The organism is Parascardovia denticolens DSM 10105 = JCM 12538, from assembly GCF_001042675.1.
Taxonomy (GTDB): domain Bacteria; phylum Actinomycetota; class Actinomycetes; order Actinomycetales; family Bifidobacteriaceae; genus Scardovia; species Scardovia denticolens.
The window spans coordinates 1,641,590-1,660,630 of sequence record NZ_AP012333.1 but is presented as its reverse complement, the minus strand read 5'-3'; the positions used below and the strand labels follow the sequence as shown (position 1 = coordinate 1,660,630).

Sequence of the window (19,041 nt, the reverse complement as noted above, 5' to 3'; positions counted from 1 at the left end):
AATCGGAGAAACAGTTGCCTACTATTGAACAGCTGGTCCGTAAAGGACGCAAGCCGAAGCCAAAGAAATCCAAGGTTTTGGCACTGAAGGGCAGCCCACTGCGCCGCGGTGTGTGCACCCGTGTTTACACGACGACCCCGAAGAAGCCGAACTCGGCTTTGCGTAAGGTCGCTCGTGTTCGCTTGAGCTCTGGCGTGGAAGTCACCGCCTACATCCCAGGTGAAGGCCACAACCTGCAGGAGCACTCCATCGTGCTCGTGCGCGGTGGTCGTGTGAAGGATCTTCCTGGCGTCCGTTACCACATCGTGCGTGGCGCTCTCGATACCCAGGGTGTTAAGGACCGTAAGCAGGGTCGTTCCCTCTACGGAGCAAAGAAGGCTAAGTAATCATGTCACGTAAAGGACCCGCAAAAAAGCGTCAGCTCCTGCCCGATCCCATTTACGGTTCGACAGTCGTAGCTCAGCTCATCAACAAGATTCTTCTCGATGGTAAGAAGTCCATCGCCGAGAACATCGTCTACACCGCCCTTGAGCAGGTGAAGGCCAAGACCGACCAGGAGCCCGTGGCCGTTCTTAAGCGTGCTCTCGACAACATCCGTCCCAGCCTTGAGGTTCGTTCCCGTCGCGTCGGCGGCGCCACCTATCAGGTGCCTGTCGAGGTCAAGCCCGCCCGCGCCAACACCCTGGCCCTTCGCTGGTTGACCGACTTCTCCCGCGCCCGTCGCGAGAAGACCATGGCCGAGCGCCTGGCGAACGAGATCATGGATGCTTCCAACGGTCTCGGCGCCTCCGTCAAGCGTCGCGAAGATACCCACAAGATGGCAGAGGCCAACAAGGCCTTCGCCCATTATCGTTGGTAATTTTCCTTAAGTATTTTTCGAGTATCTACTATCTACTATTTACGAAAGTTAGGTAAAAATGGCTGAAGCACAAGAAGTGCTTAAGGACCTCACTCATGTCCGTAATATCGGCATCATGGCTCACATCGATGCCGGTAAGACCACGACCACTGAGCGTATTCTCTACTACACCGGCGTGAACTACAAGATCGGCGAAACCCATGATGGCGCTTCCACCATGGACTGGATGGATCAGGAGAAGGAACGTGGCATCACCATCACTTCCGCCGCCATCACCTGCTTCTGGAACCGTCAGTCCCATGACACCAAGGACCGTTACCAGGTCAACATCATCGACACCCCCGGCCACGTAGACTTCACCGCCGAGGTGGAGCGCTCCCTGCGCGTCCTCGATGGTGCCGTCGCCGTCTTCGATGGCAAGGAAGGCGTGGAGCCCCAGTCCGAGACCGTCTGGCGCCAGGCTGATAAGTACAACGTCCCCCGTATCTGCTTCATCAACAAGATGGATAAGCTGGGCGCTGACTTCTACTATTCCGTGGATACCATCAAGGAGAAGCTCCAGGCCAAGCCTTTGGTCATGCAGCTCCCCATCGGCGCTGAAAGCACCTTCACCGGCGTCGTCGACCTGGTCCGCATGGTCGCTTACGTCTGGAAGGACACGTCCGACCTGGGTGCCCACTACGATACCGTCGACATCCCCGCCGACCTGCGCGACCGCGCGGAGGAGTACCGCACCGAACTGATGGAGAACGCCGCCGAGGCCAACGATACCCTCATGGAGAAGTATCTGGAAGCCGGCGAGCTGACCGAAGAGGAAATGCGCGCGGGCATCCGCGAGCTGACCATCCGTTCCGAAGCCTACCCCGTCTTCTGCGGTTCCGCCTTCAAGGACAAGGGCGTGCAGCCCATGCTCGACGGCGTGGTGGATTATCTGCCCAGCCCCGAAGACGTTCCCGCCATCAAGGGGTACGACATCCATGATCCGGCCATCGAGATTGATCGCAAGCCTTCGGCTGACGAGCCCTTCTCCGCCTTGGCCTTCAAGATCGCCGCCCACCCCTTCTACGGCAAGCTGGTCTATGTGCGCGTCTACTCCGGTACCGTGCACCCTGGAGACAGTATCCTCAACGCCACCAAGGACAAGCGCGAACGCGTGGGCAAGCTCTTCCAGATGCACTCCAACAAGGAAGAGCCGGTGGATGTGGCGACCGCTGGCAACATCTACGCCTTCATCGGCCTGAAGAACATCACCACCGGTGATACCCTCTGCGATGAGAAGAACCCCATCGTCCTGGAATCCATGACCTTCCCCGATCCCGTGATCCAGGTGGCCGTGGAGCCCAAGACCAAGGCCGATCAGGAGAAGATGGGCATCGCTCTTGCCCGCCTGTCCGACGAAGATCCCACCTTCCAGGTCACCACCGACGAGGAATCCGGCCAGACTCTGATCGCCGGCATGGGCGAGCTCCAGCTCGACATCCTGATCGATCGCATGCGTCGCGAATTCCATGTGGAATGCAACGTGGGCAACCCTCAGGTTTCCTACCGCGAGACCATCCGCAAGCCTGTCATGAATGTGGAATACACCCACAAGAAGCAGACCGGTGGTTCCGGCCAGTTCGCGAAGGTCCTCATGAACATCCTGCCTTTGGACACCTCCGAAGGCAAGACCTACGAGTTCGACAACCTGGTCACCGGCGGCCACATCTCCAAGGAATTCATTCCTTCCGTGGATGCCGGCGTACAGGAAGCCATGGAATCCGGTATTCTGGCCGGATACCCGGTCGTAGGCGTGAAGATCGAGCTGACCGATGGTCAGATGCACGAAGTCGATTCGTCTGAAATGGCCTTCAAGATCGCCGGCTCCATGGCCTTCAAGGAGGGCGCCCCCAAGGCGGGCCCCGTCATCCTCGAACCCATCATGGCCGTGGAAGTCCGCACCCCTGAAGAGTACATGGGCGACGTCATCGGCGACCTGAACTCCCGTCGTGGCACCATCCAGTCCATGACCGACGCCACTGGCGTCAAAGTCATCGACGCCAAGGTGCCCCTGTCCGAGATGTTCGGCTACATCGGCGACCTGCGTTCCCGCACTCAGGGCCGCGCCGTCTACAGCATGCAGATGGACTCCTACGCGGAGGTCCCCAAGAACGTGTCCGATGAGATCATCAAGGCGCAGCGAGGCGAGTAGTCCCGCACCGTTCCTTGGAGACCTTGCGGTCGCCTGAATCGCGCGGTCGCCTGATTCAAGGAAAACGAAAGACACCTCCTCCGTCCCTGGTCTTACGCAAACATTAAAATGATGGTGTTTGCTGGGGTCAGGGACACGAAGTGACTACTAACCCAAAAACAAGTAATATGTAGCAATAGGCTTTCGGATGGCCGTCAAGGGGATTCGTCTCTTTGAACAAGTCCGGCAAGTGAAAAACTACGAGACGTCCAGGAGGACAAAAATATGGCAAAGGCCAAGTACGAGCGCACTAAGCCGCACGTTAACATCGGTACCATTGGTCACGTGGATCACGGCAAGACCACTCTGACCGCTGCTATTTCCAAGGTACTGCACGAAGAGTACCCTGATTTGAACCCAGAGTACGATTTCGATCAGATCGATTCCGCTCCTGAAGAGAAGGAACGCGGCATCACTATCAACATCGCCCACATCGAGTATCAGACCGCCAAGCGTCACTATGCTCACGTGGATGCCCCCGGCCACGCTGATTATGTGAAGAACATGATCACCGGCGCCGCTCAGATGGATGGCGCCATCCTCGTGGTCGCCGCCACTGATGGTCCTATGGCCCAGACCCGCGAGCACGTCCTGCTGGCCAAGCAGGTCGGCGTCCCGAAGATCCTGGTCGCCCTGAACAAGTGCGACATGGTCGACGATGAAGAAATGCTCGAGCTGGTCGAAGAGGAAGTCCGCGACTTGCTTGAGGAGAACGGTTTCGACCGCGACGCCCCTGTCATCCGCACTTCCGCTTACGGCGCCCTGCACGATGACGCTCCTGACCACGAGAAGTGGGTCGAGACCGTCAAGCAGCTCATGGACACCGTGGATGAGTACATCCCCACCCCCGTTCACGACCTGGACAAGCCCTTCCTGATGCCTATCGAAGATGTGTTCACCATCTCCGGCCGCGGCACCGTGGTCACCGGTCGTGTGGAGCGTGGTCGTCTCCAGGTCAACACTCCTGTGGAGATCGTTGGTCTGCGCGACACCCAGTCCACCACCGTCACCTCCATCGAGACCTTCCACAAGCAGATGGACGAAGCCGAAGCCGGCGACAACACCGGTCTGCTCCTGCGCGGTCTTGGTCGTGAAGACGTCGAGCGTGGCCAGGTCGTCGCAAAGCCTGGTTCCGTGACTCCTCACACCAAGTTCGAGGGCGAAGTCTACGTTCTGACCAAGGACGAAGGCGGTCGTCACACCCCGTTCTTCTCCAACTACCGTCCTCAGTTCTACTTCCGTACCACTGACGTGACCGGTATCATCTCCCTGCCTGAAGGCGTCGAGATGGTTCAGCCTGGCGATCACGCCACCTTCACCGTGCAGCTCCTCCAGCCTATCGCCATGGAAGAGGGCCTCACCTTCGCCGTGCGCGAAGGCGGTCGCACCGTTGGTTCTGGTCGTGTGACCAAGATCCTCGAATAGGATACGTCCGCTCTTATCAACCGTCGAAACGGATTCCAGCCTTCCCCTTTCAAGGAGAGGGCCCGGGAATCGGTTGAGATGGTGGGATGAAGCCTTCAGGAACCCACACCCTAGGCGTGGGTTCCTTTCTGTTTTCCTCCTCGCCCGAACCGGTCCATGCCCGGTCAGGCAAGGGCGAAAACCCTTGGGAAACAACGAGAAGAAGGACCCAAACGGTTATCAGCAGACTGTCAGACTCGATTGTTAGACTTTTGCCGTTAATGGGCGTCGAACGCCCTGAGCCCATGATTTTCATAGGTAAGTTGATATAAGTGAATGCATGCAAAGTGAAAATGATGACAGTGAAAGAGGGGTCGAAATGAAGCTTGATATCGCGGCAATGCATAAGCTGGCCGCAGAACAGGGGATCGATGCGGAACGTTTGGATGCAGCCCTCTCTGAAGCCTTGCGATTGGCCTACCTGAAGAACCCTCACGCCGCCAAGCACGCCCGGGTGGAGTTGGATGAGCGGGCCGGGTCCTTCACCGTGTGGGCCCAGGACGAGATTCCTCAGGAGCCGACCGCCGAGGACCCCCATCCCCGGCCTGCCTTGGGCGAGGAATACGATGACACCCCTGAAGACTTCGGTCGTCAGGCGGCCTACATCGCCCGTCAAGTGATCACCGCCCTCTTCCGCAAAGCCGCCGATGACAAGATTTTTGGTGCTTTCGCCGGGCAGAAGGGCAAGCTCATCACCGGCGTCGTCCAGCAGGACAGCGGGGACCGGGGCAACCTCCATATCGCCGTGGGCGACGTGGAAGCCATCCTTCCGCGGCGAGAGCAGGTGCCAGGCGAGCGTTTCCGCCATGGACAGCGCATCCGGGTCTATGTGGTCTCCGTCAACCGGGGGTTGAAAGGGCCGGAGATCATCGTCTCCCGCTCCCACCCCGAGCTCATCCGTCGCCTGTTCGAACGCGAAGTGCCGGAGCTGGCTTCCGGCGCGGTGCAGATCATGTCCATCGCCCGTGAAGCGGGGGAGCGCACCAAGATCGCCGTGCGGGCCAACGCCCAAGGGGTCAACCCCAAGGGGGCCCTCATCGGACCGGCCGGGCAGCGGGTCCGGGCCGTCATGGAGAACCTGGGCGATGAAAAAATCGACATCGTCGATTGGTCGGAGGATCCGGCCAAGTTCGTCGGAGCCGCCCTCTCCCCGGCCCACGCCGTCAAAGTGACCGTGGTGAGCGAAAAGAACAAAACCACCCTGGCACTCATCCATGATGACCAGATGTCTTTGGCCATCGGCAAAGAAGGGCAGAACGCCCGCCTGGCCGCCAAGTTGACCGGGTGGAAGATCGCCATCGACTCTTACGAGAAGTCCAAGGCGGAACAGGCCAAGAAAGCCCAGGAAGAAGCCGGGAATAACGGTCTTGCCGCTTCGGATGGACAGGCCTCTTCCGCCTCCGGCAAAGGGGAAGGTCCTGCTGGACAGGCCGACTGAGATCGGACGCTGACCGCTCGAAATCGGGCATGGGGAGTCTCGTGACTCCCCATTTTTTACGCCTAGGACAGAGCCGGGGGGGGGGGAGGGAGAAGGCGGGTCTGAGACGCCGGGGCTCGACTCGATGGCCTAGCATGATCCCCACGCGGATTTCGGGCTTGGTGGAGACCGGCTTCATGCTTCCTGAAGGCGGGCTGGAATGAGTTTGGATTGAGTCTGAAATGAACTTGAAATGAGCCTGAAACGATCAGGAGAGGGGAGCCGGGTTGATGCAAGGCAGCAGTCCGGCTTTCCATCCGCCTTCCGCCCTCCCTATCTTCTATGGGATGCAGTAAAGTAAAGGGCTGATAGGCTTAAAAAGCTGGGAAAGTTAAGGTAAAGAAATATGGTCGCACGATGAGACGGGAATTCAGCCGTATCATATAAGCCGTGCCGACGTGCGCGCGGCCATAGAACAGGAGATTTGAGTGCCTAAAGCACGCGTGTACGATTTAGCCAAGGAACTTGGCGTCAGCAGCAAAGACGTATTGAATAAGCTCAAGGACATGGGCGAATTCGTCAAGTCTGCTTCCTCCACTGTGGAACCACCTGTGGTGCGCAAAGTGCGCGCCGCTTTCGCCCAGTCCGGCGCCGGGGCAGGGGGCTCGGGCGCAGGGTCCGCCCAGGCTGGCAACGCCCATGCGGGGAATGCGGGCAAGGGTTCCCATGGCCCCCGCAACCCTCAGGGCAACAAGAACGACAAAGGTCACAACAACGCCCCCAATCCGCGCAGCGCGACCCTGCGGGCGGCCATGTCGTCCGTGAATCCCGCCGCCCAGGCCACGGTCAACCGGGCCGATGATGACGTCCGTCGCGGCAAGGAGACCCCTGAATCCCGTCCCCGTCGTCAGGCCGAAGGCCAGCCTGCTTCCGGGCAACAAGGCGGCCGTCCAGGGCAAGGAAACCAAGGCGATCACGCTCCGGCCCCCCGTCCTCACAAGCCGGGGACCCCTCGTCCGGGGAATAATCCTTTCATGAGCAAGCAGCGTATGGGCGTGCCCACCCCAGGTGACATCCCCCGGCCCCACCCTATGAACCGGCGTGGCAACGGGGCTGGCGAAGGCGAAGGTCGCGGCGGACGCCGTGGAGGCCGTCCGGGCCAGGGCTTCGGGGCAGGTCACGGGAACGGCCGCCCAGGCAGGGGCAACGGAGGCCGTCCCGGCAGGCCGACCCCCGGCCAGGCGGCGGCTCGTAGCGCCCGGCCCGGTCAGGGTGCTGGTCAAGGGCCCGCCGCCCGTTGGGGGCATCAAGGTGCCGCTGGCGGAGACAATCATAATCGTTTCGGCGGGGGAGCGGGAGCTCCTGGCGGTCCCGGCGGCGGCGCTCCAGGGCGTGGCCCTGCCGGTCGCGGCCGTGGCCGCGGCGGCGCGGCAGGCGCTTTCGGCCGTCAGGGAGGAAAATCTTCCAAGGCCCGTAAGGCGGCCCGCCAGAGGCAGAGGCAGGAGTATGAGGAGATGAAGGCGCCGGTCATTGGCGGCGTCCGCATCCCCGCCGGCAATGGCCAGGTCGTCCGTCTGCAGCAAGGCGCGACCCTGTCCGATTTGGCCGACAAGATCAACGTGCCTACCGCCTCTTTGGTCACCGTCCTCTTCCATTTGGGGGAGATGGCCACCGCCACCCAGTCTTTGGACGAATCCACCTTCCAGATTCTGGGCGATGAGATTGGCTGGAAGATCCAGCTGGTTTCCGCCGAGGAGGAAGACAAGGCCCTCCTGCAGCAGTTCGATATCGATCTGGATCAGGAAGAGGATGAAGAGAACCTGGTTCCCCGTCCTCCGGTTGTCACCGTCATGGGCCATGTCGATCATGGTAAGACCCGCTTGCTGGATACCATCCGCAAATCCAACGTCTCCTTGCATGAGGCTGGCGGCATCACCCAGCGCATCGGCGCCTACCAGATCCATGTCAAGCTCAACGACATCGACCGCAAGATCACCTTCCTCGATACCCCTGGTCATGAGGCCTTCACCGCCATGCGCGCCCGAGGCGCGGAGCTGACCGATGTGGCCATCCTGGTGGTCGCCGCGGACGATGGAGTCATGCCTCAGACCGTGGAAGCCATCAACCACGCCCAGGCGGCCCATGTGCCCATCGTGGTGGCCGTCAACAAGATCGACGTGGAAGGGGCCAACCCGGAGAAAGTCCGTGGCCAGTTGACCGAATACGGCCTGGTTCCTGAGGAATACGGCGGCGACACCATGTTCGTGGATATCTCCGCCAAGCAGGGGACCAACATCGACAAGCTTCTGGAAGCGGTTCTCCTGACGGCCGACGCCACCTTGGACCTGCGGGCCAACCCCAACACCGACGCCCGGGGCGCCACCGTGGAGGCCCGCTTGGATAAGGGCCGCGGCGCCGTGGCCACCGTCCTGGTCCAGCAAGGGACCTTGCACGTGGGCGACGCCATCGTGGCCGGCACCTCCTATGGACGCGTCCGCGCCATGCTCGACGAGAACGGCGAGAACGTGGAAGCCGCCACCCCCTCGACCCCCGTGGCCGTCCTGGGTCTGACTTCCGTTCCCTCGGCCGGCGACCTCTTCCTGGTCGCCCCTGATGACCGTTCCGCCCGTCAGATCGCCGAAAAGCGCGAGGCCGCCGAGCGCGCCGCCCAGCTGGCCCGCCGCCATAAGCGTGTCTCCTTGGAGAACCTCAAGGAGCAGTTCGCCAAGTCCGAGATCGACATGCTCAATGTCATTATCAAGGGCGACTCGTCCGGTTCCGTGGAAGCCTTGGAAGACTCCCTCATGAAGATCGAGGTCTCCGACGAGGTCGGCATCCAGGTCATCCACCGCGGCGTCGGCGCCATCACCCAGAACGACGTCAATCTCGCCACCGTGGATAAGGCCGTCATCATCGGCTTCAACGTGCGCCCCTCCCGTCAGGTGGCTGACCTGGCCGAGCGCGAAGGCGTGGACATCCGTTACTACTCCGTCATCTACCAGGCCATCGAAGAAATCGAGGCCTCCCTCAAGGGGATGCTCAAGCCGGAGTTCGAAGAGGTGGTCACCTCCCACTCCGAGATCCGCGAGATCTTCCGTTCCTCCAAGTTCGGCAACATCGCCGGCGTCATGGTCCAGGACGGCACCGTCAAGCGAGGCATCAAGGCCCGGATCATGCGCAATGGGGTGGTCACCGTCAACGACCTGGAGATCTCCTCCCTGCGTCGCTTCAAGGACGACGTCCAAGAGGTCAGCGAAGGCTACGAGGCTGGTATCAACCTGGGCACCTTCAATGACATCGAAGTGGGAGACATCATTGAGACCTTCGAGATGCAGGAAGTCGAGCGTCAATAATGGCTAAAGTCAACCCCCGCTCCGCCCGTATATCCGGAGTCATCCAGCGCGTGGTCGCTTCGGCCTTGGCTACGGATCTGCACGACCCCCGCCTGGAACGGGTGACCGTCACCGAGGTCAGGGTCACCAACGACATGCAGCTGGCCCGAATCTACTGGACCCAGCTGGGCGAAGAAGGCCGCGAGGAGGGCGAACGCAAGCGCGCGGCCCAGGCCCTGAACCAGGCCCGCGGACATCTGCGGAGCCTGGTCGGCCGTTCCACTGGTCTTCGCCTTACCCCTCAGCTGGAATTCATCTTCGACCAGGTACCGTCCAGGGCGACCACGGTAGAGGACATCATGGCCGCCGCCCACAAGCGGGACCAGGAGCTGGCCAAGCTGCGGGAGCAGGCCCATTACGCCGGCGATGCCGATCCTTATCGTCATGATGAGGACAAGGATGAGGACAAGGATGATGCCGAAGGCGAAAGCGCGGCCGAAAATGAGGCCGACCAGGTAGAATCCTTCTGATGCCCAGCCCCCTTCTTCCTGATTCCGGCGTCATGGTGGTGGATAAGCCCCAAGGCGTCACCTCCCATGACGTGGTCGCCGCCGCCCGCAGGCTGCTGCATACCAGGAAAGTCGGCCACGCCGGCACTTTGGACCCGATGGCCACCGGCGTCCTCGTCCTGGGCTTTGGCAAGGCCACGCGTCTGCTCAACGCCATCACGGATGCGGATAAGACTTACGAGACCGTCATCCGCCTGGGGCAAGCGACCACGACCGACGACGCCGAAGGCGAATTGACTGGATTCTTTGACCTGTCCGCCATCAGCAGGCAGATGATCTGGGAGGCGGCGAAAAAACTGACCGGCCGGATCCAGCAGGTCCCCAGCGCCTATTCGGCCATCAAAGTCAATGGGCGGCGGTCCTATGACCTGGCTCGGCAGGGGGAGGAAGTCCATCTGCCCGCGCGGCCGGTGACCATCGAGGAATTCACCATCCTGTCCGTGGACGAGGCCCAGGCCGGTGCCACTCCCGTGCTTGACGTCCATGCCCGGGTGACCTGCTCATCCGGCACTTACATCCGTTCTTTAGGGCGGGATCTGGGCTCACTTCTGGGCGTCGGCGCCCATCTGATCATGCTCCGCCGGCTGCGGGTGGGGAAATTCGGCCTGACTTCCGCCGCCATCGCGACCGTGGGGGAGCATCGGTTCGTGAACAGGAGGGGGGAGGAAATCTGTCGGCCGGAGGTGGTCTTCGACCCGCCTGTCGTCAAAGACCCCGCCGCCTTTTGTCTGAGCCCGGCCCAGGCCGCCAGCCTGACCATGCCGGTCGTTCCCATCAGCGAAGAGGAGAAGGTGGCCCTTTCCCACGGAATCGCCCTCCCCATCCCCGTGACCGGGCTGACCGCCGCGATCACGGCCACGGATCATGAGCTGGTGGCTCTTCTGGAACCATGGAAACATCATCAAGCCAAGCCCGCCACCGTCTTCCTCCCCGCCCAGTAGGGATGGCCGGGACCAACCGGAATAAACAGAAAAGCCCCAGGTCCGCCTTGTGAGCGGGATTCCTTGGGCTTTCCTTTATTTTCGACCGATCTTCAATCAAACTTTTCTTGATCTTCAGTCAGTTTTCGGTTTTGAGTTTCAAACTTTGATTCGACGAACCGCAGTTTGGATTTTCAGTTCTTCAGCTTTAGTCCCGAGACCTGGGAATCGCTTGAATCCCAGGTCTCGAGGCCTGTTTTAGTTCACCGAGGTGTCGCTTGGGTTCAAGGTCAGGTTGATCGTGTCGCCATCGATGGTGAAGTTGCCGCGGACGTAGGCGTTGGGGATGTCCTGCGTCTGGGTCTTCTTCTCTCCCTTAGGGGAGGTGATGGTGATCACGTCCTGCATGTTGATGCCCTTGAGGGTCACGGTGCCGTCCCCCATGCACAGGCAGGAGGAGTAGGTGTTGTAGCGGCAGGTGTAGGTGTTGGAAGTGGAGGGGACGTCAGGGATGCTGACGATCTTGACTTCCACGGAAATCCCGAAACCGTTGGCCCGGCTGCCCAGTTCCCTCTTGACGCGATCGGCGACCTGGGGGCCGGCGTTCTTGGCGAACTCGTTCAGCTTGGTCTTCATGGCGTCCTGCAGGGCGGAGGCGAAGGCGGAGGTGGGGTTGATGCGCAGTTCCATGGCGTAATTGCTCTGGTAATCACTCCCATAGACGCTGGTGGAGGGGGAGTTGGTCGTATAGAACTTGGAGCTGGAGGCATCCACTGAGTAGGAGCCGGGGTAAGCCAGATAAGAGCGCTGGTCGGTGGCGTCGCCGGCGGCCGTGGCGTCCGTGGAGGAGCCGGAAGGCTTCACTTCCACCCCGTTGATTTTCAGAGCGGACTTGCTCAGCATGCCGGGGGCGGTGATGGTCAGGTTCTTGGCCAGGCTGGTGGTCACCTCATACTTGGCGAACAGGCCGGCCTGCCGTCCGTTCTCCTTCTCCTGCAAGGTGGCACGCACGGTGCGGCTATTGAGTCGGAAGGAGACCACGACGTTCCAGTGATCGCCCATCTTGGTGGTGGAAATCACCTGAGGGTCGGAGATCCGGTACTTCATTCCCTTGCCGACGGAGTCGGTCAACAGGCTGGTATCGCCGCCGCTGGGCTTGACCAAGGACGTGGCTTTGGAGAATTCGCCTTTGGACAGGGCGGTGATGTATTCGTTCGCGGCGTTCTTGGGGCTATAGACCGAAGTGCTGAGGTAGTGATAGATGCCGCCGAGGACGAGGAGGAGGACCAGGACGCCGCCGCCGATGATGAGGCCGAGTTTGAGCCCGCGGCTCATCTTTTTCTTTGGGGTGGCTTGGACGGCCGTCTGCCCGTAGGGGGAGTACTGCTGCTGGGAGTAGGAAGGCTGGCTCTGACCCTGTTGAGGATATGACTGGGTGTAGGCCGGCTGGGCAGGTTGGCCCACCGCTTGATAGGCCGGCTGCGCAGGTTGCTGATTCTGGAATCCGGCCTGCTCCGGCTGGTTCTGGTTGGCGTGGGGCAAAGGCGCTCCACAGTTAGGACAATTATTCGCTTGTGGATCTACAGGCGTTCCACATTGAGGGCAGTGCATAGACTTCCTCCCTTTCATGATCTCAGTCAACGACCATTCCAGTCTATCAGACCACCTGGTTCAAAGGAAATCGAGTCCTAAGGCCTTGTTCGACCAGTGAGACCGGATTGAATGAAACATGAGCGGAACCGAACGATCCGCGCAAGGATTCCGACGGAAATCATGACGACAATCGCGCGAAAAGCGGTGGTGGGGGGGAGACCGTCTGAGTTCCCCTGACCTGTTCAGGTCGGATTCAGGAAGCATCCAGCAAGACGACTATAATTCTGTATAACAAGATGGGCGTGGGCCCGTCTGACCTCATGAAGCCGGGAGGCATGATGGGCAATATAGTCGATTACGCTCAGACGATGATGGAGACATTCGATCAGCGTCCCTTTTCCCGGGTCGATTCCCTGGTCCTATCCCAGTTGACCTACTTGGCCCTGCCCTCCTACGTCCCGCATCTGGACCTGCCTGGCTACACCAGTCCCCTACCCGCCCCGGTCCCTTCCCCCTCGCCCGCCCCCTCCCCTACCTGGTGGGATCGGTGGAAGGGCTCGCTCCTCTCCTTCTTCCAATCGGGTCTTGAATCAGAAAGGAAGGAAGAAGGACCGAAAGGGTCGAAAAAGCCCGAAGAATCGGAACCCGAGTCGGAACCCCGCGACCTGGATAATTTCCTCCCCTTGGCCGAGCTTTATCGGGCTGAGGAATTCGCCTCCATGTTCAAGGGGGATCCACTGACCAGCGAACATCGACCTCTTCTGGAAGCCGTGTGCGCCTCGCCCCGTTTCCGCCAGCTGAGGGTGGGGAACTACACCCAGAACGAAAACACCCTGGACGGGGAGGAACAGCAGTTCGCCGCGGTCACCTACCTGCTTCCCGACGGTCGGGAGTATCTAGCATTCCGGGGGACGGAACCCAGCCTGGTCGGTTGGAAGGAAGACTTCGCCATGACCTATAGCCCGGTCATTCCCTCCCAGACCGAAGCCGTGGCTTACACCCAGGCGGTGGCGGCCCAATCCGCCCGCCCCCTTCTGGTGGGAGGGCACTCCAAGGGCGGGAACATGGCCGTTTATGCGGCCGTCATGGCCGAGGAGGCTGTCCAAGACAGGATTCAGGCCGTCTATTCCCACGACGGGCCCGGTTTCCACCAGGAGTTCTATGACCTGCCTGGTTGGAAGAGGATCGGGCCGAAAGAGGACAAGACCTGCCCCCAATACACGGTCATCGGCCAGCTCATGCGTCCGGAGAGCCGCTTCGACCTGGTCAAGAGCAACACGACCGGCGTCTCCCAGCATTACTGCCTGAATTGGCTGGTGGAGAAGAGGGATTTCGTGCCCGCCGGACAGATCGACCCCAACGCCGAACGTTTCGACAATTCCCTGCGCAACTGGTTGCAGGCCCGCCCCTACGACCAGCGCAAAACCATCGTCACCACCGTCTACCAGGCCTTGAAGGCGGGCGGCTACGACAACATCCAGGAGCTGAAGGACAACTTCTCCTCTGCCTGGCCCAAGATTTCCGCGGTCATAGGACAGCTGGAGCCGGGGGACAAATCCATCGTCCTGGCCGCCGTCAAGGACATCATCGCCATGCTGATCCCATCCATGATAGGCAATTTCTTCTCTCCCATCCTCCCCCCGACCCTCCCCGGCCTTCGGCCGAATCAACGGACCCCGCAGAACCCGCAACCTTCCCCCAAACAGAAGGTCTGACCCATGCTCACCGTGACCAATCCCCCCGACCATCCCGCCCGGGGCCTCTATCAGGAGAAGAAATCCGATTTCATCGGCCTGGCTTGCCATGTCGATAGCCTGGATCAGTGCCAGGACCTGGTCGACCGGGTCAAAGGGGACAACCCCAAAGCCCGGCATGTGGCTTGGGCCGCCTTGGTGGGGGCCGAGCAAGGGAGGGCGGCCGAAAGGATGAGCGATGACGGCGAGCCGGCGGGGACGGCGGGTCGGCCGATCCTCAACCTCCTGCAGCAGTCGGGGACCAGTTTCTGCCTGATCACCGTCACCCGGTATTTCGGAGGGATCCTCCTGGGGGCCGGGGGCCTGGTCCGGGCCTACTCGGCCGCCGCGTCAGCCGCTTTGTCAGCCGCGGGGAAAGCCCCGCTCATCCTCAGCCAGACCTATCTTTTCCGCCTGACTTATCCTCAGCATGACCGTCTGCGTCGCCTGCTGGAGCAGGCCGGGGGGAAGGTCCGGAGCGAGGAGTTCACCGACCGGGTCAACCTGTGGGCCCAGGTCCCCCTAGCGGGGAAGGAAGCCTTTGAGGCGGCGGTCGATTCCGCCTTCCAAGGGGCCGTGGCCGGCCAGGAGCTGGAGCGGACGGTGCAAGTCGGCTCGGGGATTTAGGCTGGAGTCTATGACCGAGGAAAACAGCCAGCCGGAGGGGGCCCAGCAGCCGATGGGGGAGACCCTGACCACCACCTATGAACATCTGCGCCATTCCGAGGACTCCCAGGAATTGAGCGAAGAGGCCCGGCGTCCTTTGCCGGACAGGGAGGACGGGGCCGCTTTCTCCCGGGCGACCGCTTTGCTGGAGGCCGTGGCCGGCAACCTGAACACCCCGGTGGAAGACCGCGTTTTCCTGGCCACGACCATGCCCTTTCCCAACATCCTGGTCAAGCTGTCCACCGACCCCGAAGCCCAAGTGAGGGCGGCCGTGGCCGGCAACCATGACGTCAAGGACTGGCTGGCCGGGCGTCTGACCAAAGACAAGGACGCTGTCGTGAGGGAGGCCGCCCTGGTCAACCCCAAGACTTCGTGGAAGATGCGGATGGAAGGAGCGGAAGACCCTCGGACCAGTGCGAAGACTTTGGATTATCTGGGTTCGCTCGGCAGGGGCGACCAGGAGGGGCAGGACCTGGTTTTGTCGGCCATGGTCCGGCGGGCCGTGGCGGAGAATCCCCAGGCCAGCGAGCAAACCCTCAAAGCCTTGGCCGGCGACCCCGTCCCTGACGTGCAGCATGCGGCCCAAGCCGCTTTGGACCGGGGCTGAATCGAAGGTCCTGATGATTTCGTCCGATTTATTTGAACGTGCGCATGTCGCCTTCTGAATAAGTTAATCTAGGACTTATGGTGAAAAATAAAGAGAAAGCTCAGGCTCGACCCAAGACTAAGGCAGTTTTGCAGGAGAGCGAAGAGCGCAGCAATCGTCCTTTGATCAAACTCGCCCATGCTTACGGGGTGGCAACCGCCTACACCGGACAGGATGGGGCTTTCAACGAAATCAGCGATCCCGTCCTGGTGGCCGTCCTCAAAGCCTTGGGGGTGCAGGCCGAATCCGAAAAACAGATGCTCAAGGCCCTGAAAGAGCACGAGAAAGAGGAAGCCACCCGGCTCATCAAGCCGACCGTCCTTCATGTTTTCGGCACGGTGGATAAGGTGAAGCTGCATCATCCGGCTGACCAGACTCCTGAAGTCACGGTGGCCCTGGAAGACGGCGACCTCTACCAAAACGGCGAGCCTTTGGCCCTGGAAGCCGGTTACGCCCCCGGAGACGAGCCCGTCGAGGTCGACGGCAAGAGCATGGACACCTCTTACGCCGTCCTGCCTGAGGATGTCCCCCTGGGCTATCATAAGCTGCGGGTGACCGTCGGCAAACGGACCACCCAGGCCTTCCTGATCTGCGTCCCCGAGAAGATCGACCTCATCGACCCCTTGAAAGAAGGGGACCTGTGGGGGTGGATGGCCCAATTCTATTCGGTCCGTTCCGAGAATTCCTGGGGGGTGGGTGATTTCGCCGACCTGCGCACCCTGCTGGTGGACGCCAAGAAGAAGAGCGGGGCCGATTTCCTCCTGGTCAACCCGGTCCATGCGGCCGAGCCGGTTCCCCCGCTGACTCCTTCCCCTTACTTGCCAATCTCCCGCCGCTACATCAACTTCACTTATATCCGGCCCGAAGCAATCGCCGAGTATGGGTCGCTTTCCGCCCAAGACAAGGCCAAGGTCGACCAACTCCATCAGGAAGCCCGCAAACTCAACGAAAACCCCAACCGTCTGGACCGCGACGCCATGTGGGACCTGAAGAAGCCCGCCTTGTGGACCATCTTCCAGGCCGGCCTGTCCTCCTCCCGCAGGGAAGCCTTCGAGGCTTACTGCAAGAAGGAAGGCGAGGACCTGCGCGCTTACGCCGTCTGGTGCCTGGCCTACGACAAATGGGGAGCCCCCAGCGACGACCCCGAATGCTGGGAGAAGACCTATTCCAAGGACTCGCCTGAAGTGGCCGAGCTGTGCGAAAAGTATCCCCGGCTTTTGGAATTCTACATGTGGATGGAATGGATCGCCACGGACCAGCTGGCCCAGGCCCAGCAGGCCGCGCGCCAGGCCGGCATGAAGATCGGCATCATGTCCGACATGGCCGTGGGTGTGCATCCGCAAGGGGCCGAGGTCTGGTGGAATCCCGGGCGTTTCGCCCGCGGGGCCACCGTGGGCGCCCCGCCGGACATGTTCAACCAGCAGGGGCAGAACTGGTCCCAGCCGCCTTTGAACCCGGTCAACTTGGAGGAGAACGGCTACGCCACCTACCGCAACATGGTGGCGGGCATGTTCGCCAAGGCCGGGGCCGTCCGGATCGACCACATCCTGGGGCTTTTCCGTCTCTGGTGGATCCCCGAAGGCCGTCCCGCCTCCGAAGGCACCTACGTCCACTATGATTCCTCCATCATGCTGGGGATCCTGGCCTTGGAAGCCTCCCGGGTCAATGGGACCGTCGTGGGCGAAGACCTAGGCGTGGTTCCCGACTATGTGGCCGACTCCCTCAAGTCCCATGGGCTCATGGGGTGCGTGATCGAATGGTACCAGCAGTATGACGGGGAATTCGTCCCTCCGTCCAAGTGGAGGACCATGGCCCTGGCCTCGGTCACCACCCACGACCTGCCTCCGACCGCAGGATACCTCAACTACGAGCATGTGAAGATCCGCGAGAAGCTGGGCCTGCTGACCGTCCCCGTGGAGGACTTCATGGCCTCCGCCCGGTATGAGCACAAGCAGATGATGGACATGCTGGTCCAGGAAGGATATCTGGACCAGGGGCTGCTGGCCGATGAGCCGGCCCATGAGCAGGAGATCATCGAGGCCTTGCACAGGGCCTTGATGGATTCGCCTTCCAAGCTCAAGTGCGCCTGCCTGGTGGACGCGGTGGGGGAGCGTCGGGCTCAGAACCAGCCCGGCACCAACAACGAGTACCCCAACTGGCGCGTCCCTTTGGCCGACCACGACGGTCATGTGGCTTACGTGGAGGGCATTTTCGACTCTCCCCGCGCCCGGAGTCTGGCTCAGGTGATGAACCGGGTGAAGTAGTCGATATTCTGCTCTATGATATTCCATTGTTGTGTTCCCTCAGGGGTCTTTCAAAGCGCTTCCCACTCGCATAAGGACTTTCAGGGAGCCCACAGTAAGTGACGTATGCCTGGAAACAGGGCGTTCGCCGGCTTTTAACCACGGCCGGACCGCCCGGATTCTCGGCGCGCGTCTGGAACACAATACAAGAAAAGGTCAATACAGTGAAAACATTTTCACCAAAGCCAAACGATCTGAGCCATGAGTGGTACGTCGTCGACGCCACCGATGTGGTCCTGGGCCGTCTTTCCGTGGCAGTGGCGAACCTGCTGCGTGGCAAGAACAAGCCTTCTTTCGCTCCTCATGCGGATGCGGGCAATCATGTCATCGTCCTCAATGCCGATAAGATCTCTTTGAGCCGCAACAAGCTCGACAAGAATCTCTATCATCATTCCGGCTTCCCTTCAGGCCTGCGCGCCGATTCCTACGCCGAGCTGCTCAAGAGCAACCCGGAGCGGATCGTCACCGCCGCCGTCAAGGGCATGATGCCTAAGAACAAGCTCAGCCGTAAGCAGCTGACCCGTCTGCACGTCTATCGTGGCGAAGAGCATCCTCATACACCCAACAAGCCAGTAGCCTACGAGATCGATCAGGTCTCCCAGCAGGCTAAGTAGGAAACCGAAAGGAGAATCAACTCATGGCTGATCAAGAAAACTCCACGGTTGCCGAAGCCGAGGAAACCACCGTTTATACTTCTGAGACCAATCAGGGTGCCGGTACCGGCGCTTCCGCCATCGCCCCTGGTTATGGCACTGGCCGTCGTAAGGAAGCCGTCGCCCGCGTGCGTCTGGTTCCCGGCACCGGCAAGTGGACCATCAACGGCCGCACTCTGGAAGAGTACTTCCCCAGCCGCCTGCAGCAGCGCGAGGTCAACTCGCCCATCGTGCTTCTGAAGCTCGAAGGCAAGTTCGACGTCAAGGTGCGCGTTGATGGCGGCGGCGTGACCGGTCAGGCCGGGGCCGTCCGTTTGGGCGTGGCCCGCGCTTTGAACGCGATCGACCGCGACGCCAACCGCCACGCTTTGAAGAAAGCTGGCTTCCTGACCCGCGACGCCCGCGTCGTCGAGCGCAAGAAGGCCGGTCTGCACAAGGCTCGCAAGGCTTCTCAGTACTCCAAGCGTTAAGGCTTTCGCCTCGCGTTTCCGCCTTTACGACGGGAGGGCCCCATGGTTTTAGCCACGGGGTCTTTTTGTATGTCTTGTATATCCGTTTGAGTGTACGGCGAATCTCATGATGAGTTCCAAGACGCCGCAAAACGATCAAAGACACAAAGGCCGAATGATATCTGTGGAATGTGATGTAATTCATAT

The 19,041-nt window shown here is 60.9% G+C and carries 15 protein-coding genes; 14 read left to right on the top strand and 1 reads right to left on the bottom strand.

Annotated elements, in window-relative coordinates; all coding sequences use genetic code 11:
* The first annotated feature begins 14 nt into the window (after positions 1–14).
* The 8 genes from rpsL to truB all read left to right on the top strand — a co-directional run bounded on the left by rpsL (position 15) and on the right by truB (position 10,812).
* Positions 15–386, top strand: a complete 372-nt coding sequence (rpsL, locus tag PSDT_RS06885) for a 30S ribosomal protein S12 (RefSeq protein ID WP_006288638.1) — start codon at positions 15–17, stop codon at positions 384–386.
* A 2-nt stretch (positions 387–388) separates the two neighbouring features.
* Positions 389–859, top strand: a complete 471-nt coding sequence (gene rpsG / locus PSDT_RS06880) for a 30S ribosomal protein S7 (RefSeq protein ID WP_006288639.1) — start codon at positions 389–391, stop codon at positions 857–859.
* 58 nt (positions 860–917) lie between these two features.
* Positions 918–3,050 carry an elongation factor G gene (gene fusA / locus PSDT_RS06875; protein WP_006288640.1) on the top strand — a complete coding sequence of 711 codons (2,133 nt, stop codon included), beginning with the start codon at positions 918–920 and terminating at the stop codon, positions 3,048–3,050.
* 264 nt (positions 3,051–3,314) lie between these two features.
* Complete coding sequence (tuf, locus tag PSDT_RS06870; RefSeq protein WP_006288641.1) at positions 3,315–4,514, top strand: elongation factor Tu; 1,200 nt, start codon at positions 3,315–3,317, stop codon at positions 4,512–4,514.
* Between the two features lie 358 nt (positions 4,515–4,872).
* Complete coding sequence (nusA, locus tag PSDT_RS06865) at positions 4,873–5,991, top strand: transcription termination factor NusA (RefSeq protein ID WP_006288642.1); 1,119 nt, start codon at positions 4,873–4,875, stop codon at positions 5,989–5,991.
* A gap of 467 nt (positions 5,992–6,458) precedes the next feature.
* Complete coding sequence (gene infB, locus PSDT_RS06860) at positions 6,459–9,323, top strand: translation initiation factor IF-2 (RefSeq protein ID WP_036737367.1); 2,865 nt, start codon at positions 6,459–6,461, stop codon at positions 9,321–9,323.
* The gene (gene rbfA, locus PSDT_RS06855; RefSeq protein ID WP_006288645.1) at positions 9,323–9,832 is read left to right on the top strand and encodes a 30S ribosome-binding factor RbfA; all 510 of its coding nucleotides are present in this window, start codon (positions 9,323–9,325) and stop codon (positions 9,830–9,832) included. Before infB ends, rbfA begins: the two co-directional genes overlap by 1 nt.
* Positions 9,832–10,812, top strand: a complete 981-nt coding sequence (gene truB / locus PSDT_RS06850; RefSeq protein ID WP_006288647.1) for a tRNA pseudouridine(55) synthase TruB — start codon at positions 9,832–9,834, stop codon at positions 10,810–10,812. The genes rbfA and truB overlap by 1 nt, the downstream gene beginning before the upstream one ends.
* 237 nt (positions 10,813–11,049) lie before the next feature.
* Here truB and PSDT_RS06845 read toward each other — a convergent pair whose 3' ends face one another.
* Positions 11,050–12,402 carry a zinc ribbon domain-containing protein gene (locus tag PSDT_RS06845; RefSeq protein WP_143828277.1) on the bottom strand — a complete coding sequence of 451 codons (1,353 nt, stop codon included), beginning with the start codon at positions 12,400–12,402 and terminating at the stop codon, positions 11,050–11,052.
* Between the two features lie 317 nt (positions 12,403–12,719).
* Between PSDT_RS06845 and PSDT_RS06840 the strand changes: the two genes are divergently transcribed.
* From PSDT_RS06840 to rpsI, 6 genes are all read left to right on the top strand, one after another.
* The gene (locus tag PSDT_RS06840; protein WP_223293529.1) at positions 12,720–14,099 is read left to right on the top strand and encodes an Mbeg1-like protein; all 1,380 of its coding nucleotides are present in this window, start codon (positions 12,720–12,722) and stop codon (positions 14,097–14,099) included.
* Positions 14,100–14,102: 3 nt separating this feature from the next.
* Positions 14,103–14,744 (top strand): IMPACT family protein, encoded by a 642-nt coding sequence (locus PSDT_RS06835; RefSeq protein WP_006288650.1) that lies wholly within the window; start codon positions 14,103–14,105, stop codon positions 14,742–14,744.
* A 10-nt stretch (positions 14,745–14,754) separates the two neighbouring features.
* Entirely contained in the window at positions 14,755–15,390 is a 636-nt protein-coding gene (locus PSDT_RS06830; protein WP_006290110.1) for an AbrB family transcriptional regulator, read from the top strand.
* 77 nt (positions 15,391–15,467) lie between these two features.
* A complete protein-coding gene (malQ, locus tag PSDT_RS06825) occupies positions 15,468–17,693 on the top strand; it encodes a 4-alpha-glucanotransferase (protein WP_006290111.1) in 2,226 nt (741 codons plus the stop codon).
* A gap of 203 nt (positions 17,694–17,896) precedes the next feature.
* Positions 17,897–18,346: a 50S ribosomal protein L13 gene (gene rplM / locus PSDT_RS06820; protein ID WP_006288655.1), complete on the top strand. Its 450-nt coding sequence runs from the start codon at positions 17,897–17,899 to the stop codon at positions 18,344–18,346.
* Between the two features lie 23 nt (positions 18,347–18,369).
* Positions 18,370–18,855: a 30S ribosomal protein S9 gene (gene rpsI / locus PSDT_RS06815; protein WP_006288658.1), complete on the top strand. Its 486-nt coding sequence runs from the start codon at positions 18,370–18,372 to the stop codon at positions 18,853–18,855.
* The last annotated feature ends 186 nt before the right edge of the window (positions 18,856–19,041 follow it).

Excerpts from the sequence above, each read along its gene's own strand:
- rpsG (WP_006288639.1), top strand. The coding sequence starts at position 389 with ATGTCACGTAAAGGACCCGCAAAAAAGCGTCAGCTCCTGCCCGATCCC.
- fusA (WP_006288640.1), top strand. The coding sequence starts at position 918 with ATGGCTGAAGCACAAGAAGTGCTTAAGGACCTCACTCATGTCCGTAAT.
- tuf (WP_006288641.1), top strand. The coding sequence starts at position 3,315 with ATGGCAAAGGCCAAGTACGAGCGCACTAAGCCGCACGTTAACATCGGT.
- nusA (WP_006288642.1), top strand. The coding sequence starts at position 4,873 with ATGAAGCTTGATATCGCGGCAATGCATAAGCTGGCCGCAGAACAGGGG.
- rbfA (WP_006288645.1), top strand. The coding sequence starts at position 9,323 with ATGGCTAAAGTCAACCCCCGCTCCGCCCGTATATCCGGAGTCATCCAG.
- truB (WP_006288647.1), top strand. The coding sequence starts at position 9,832 with ATGCCCAGCCCCCTTCTTCCTGATTCCGGCGTCATGGTGGTGGATAAG.
- PSDT_RS06845 (WP_143828277.1), bottom strand. The coding sequence starts at position 12,402 with ATGCACTGCCCTCAATGTGGAACGCCTGTAGATCCACAAGCGAATAAT.
- PSDT_RS06840 (WP_223293529.1), top strand. The coding sequence starts at position 12,720 with ATGATGGGCAATATAGTCGATTACGCTCAGACGATGATGGAGACATTC.
- PSDT_RS06835 (WP_006288650.1), top strand. The coding sequence starts at position 14,103 with ATGCTCACCGTGACCAATCCCCCCGACCATCCCGCCCGGGGCCTCTAT.
- PSDT_RS06830 (WP_006290110.1), top strand. The coding sequence starts at position 14,755 with ATGACCGAGGAAAACAGCCAGCCGGAGGGGGCCCAGCAGCCGATGGGG.
- malQ (WP_006290111.1), top strand. The coding sequence starts at position 15,468 with ATGGTGAAAAATAAAGAGAAAGCTCAGGCTCGACCCAAGACTAAGGCA.
- rpsI (WP_006288658.1), top strand. The coding sequence starts at position 18,370 with ATGGCTGATCAAGAAAACTCCACGGTTGCCGAAGCCGAGGAAACCACC.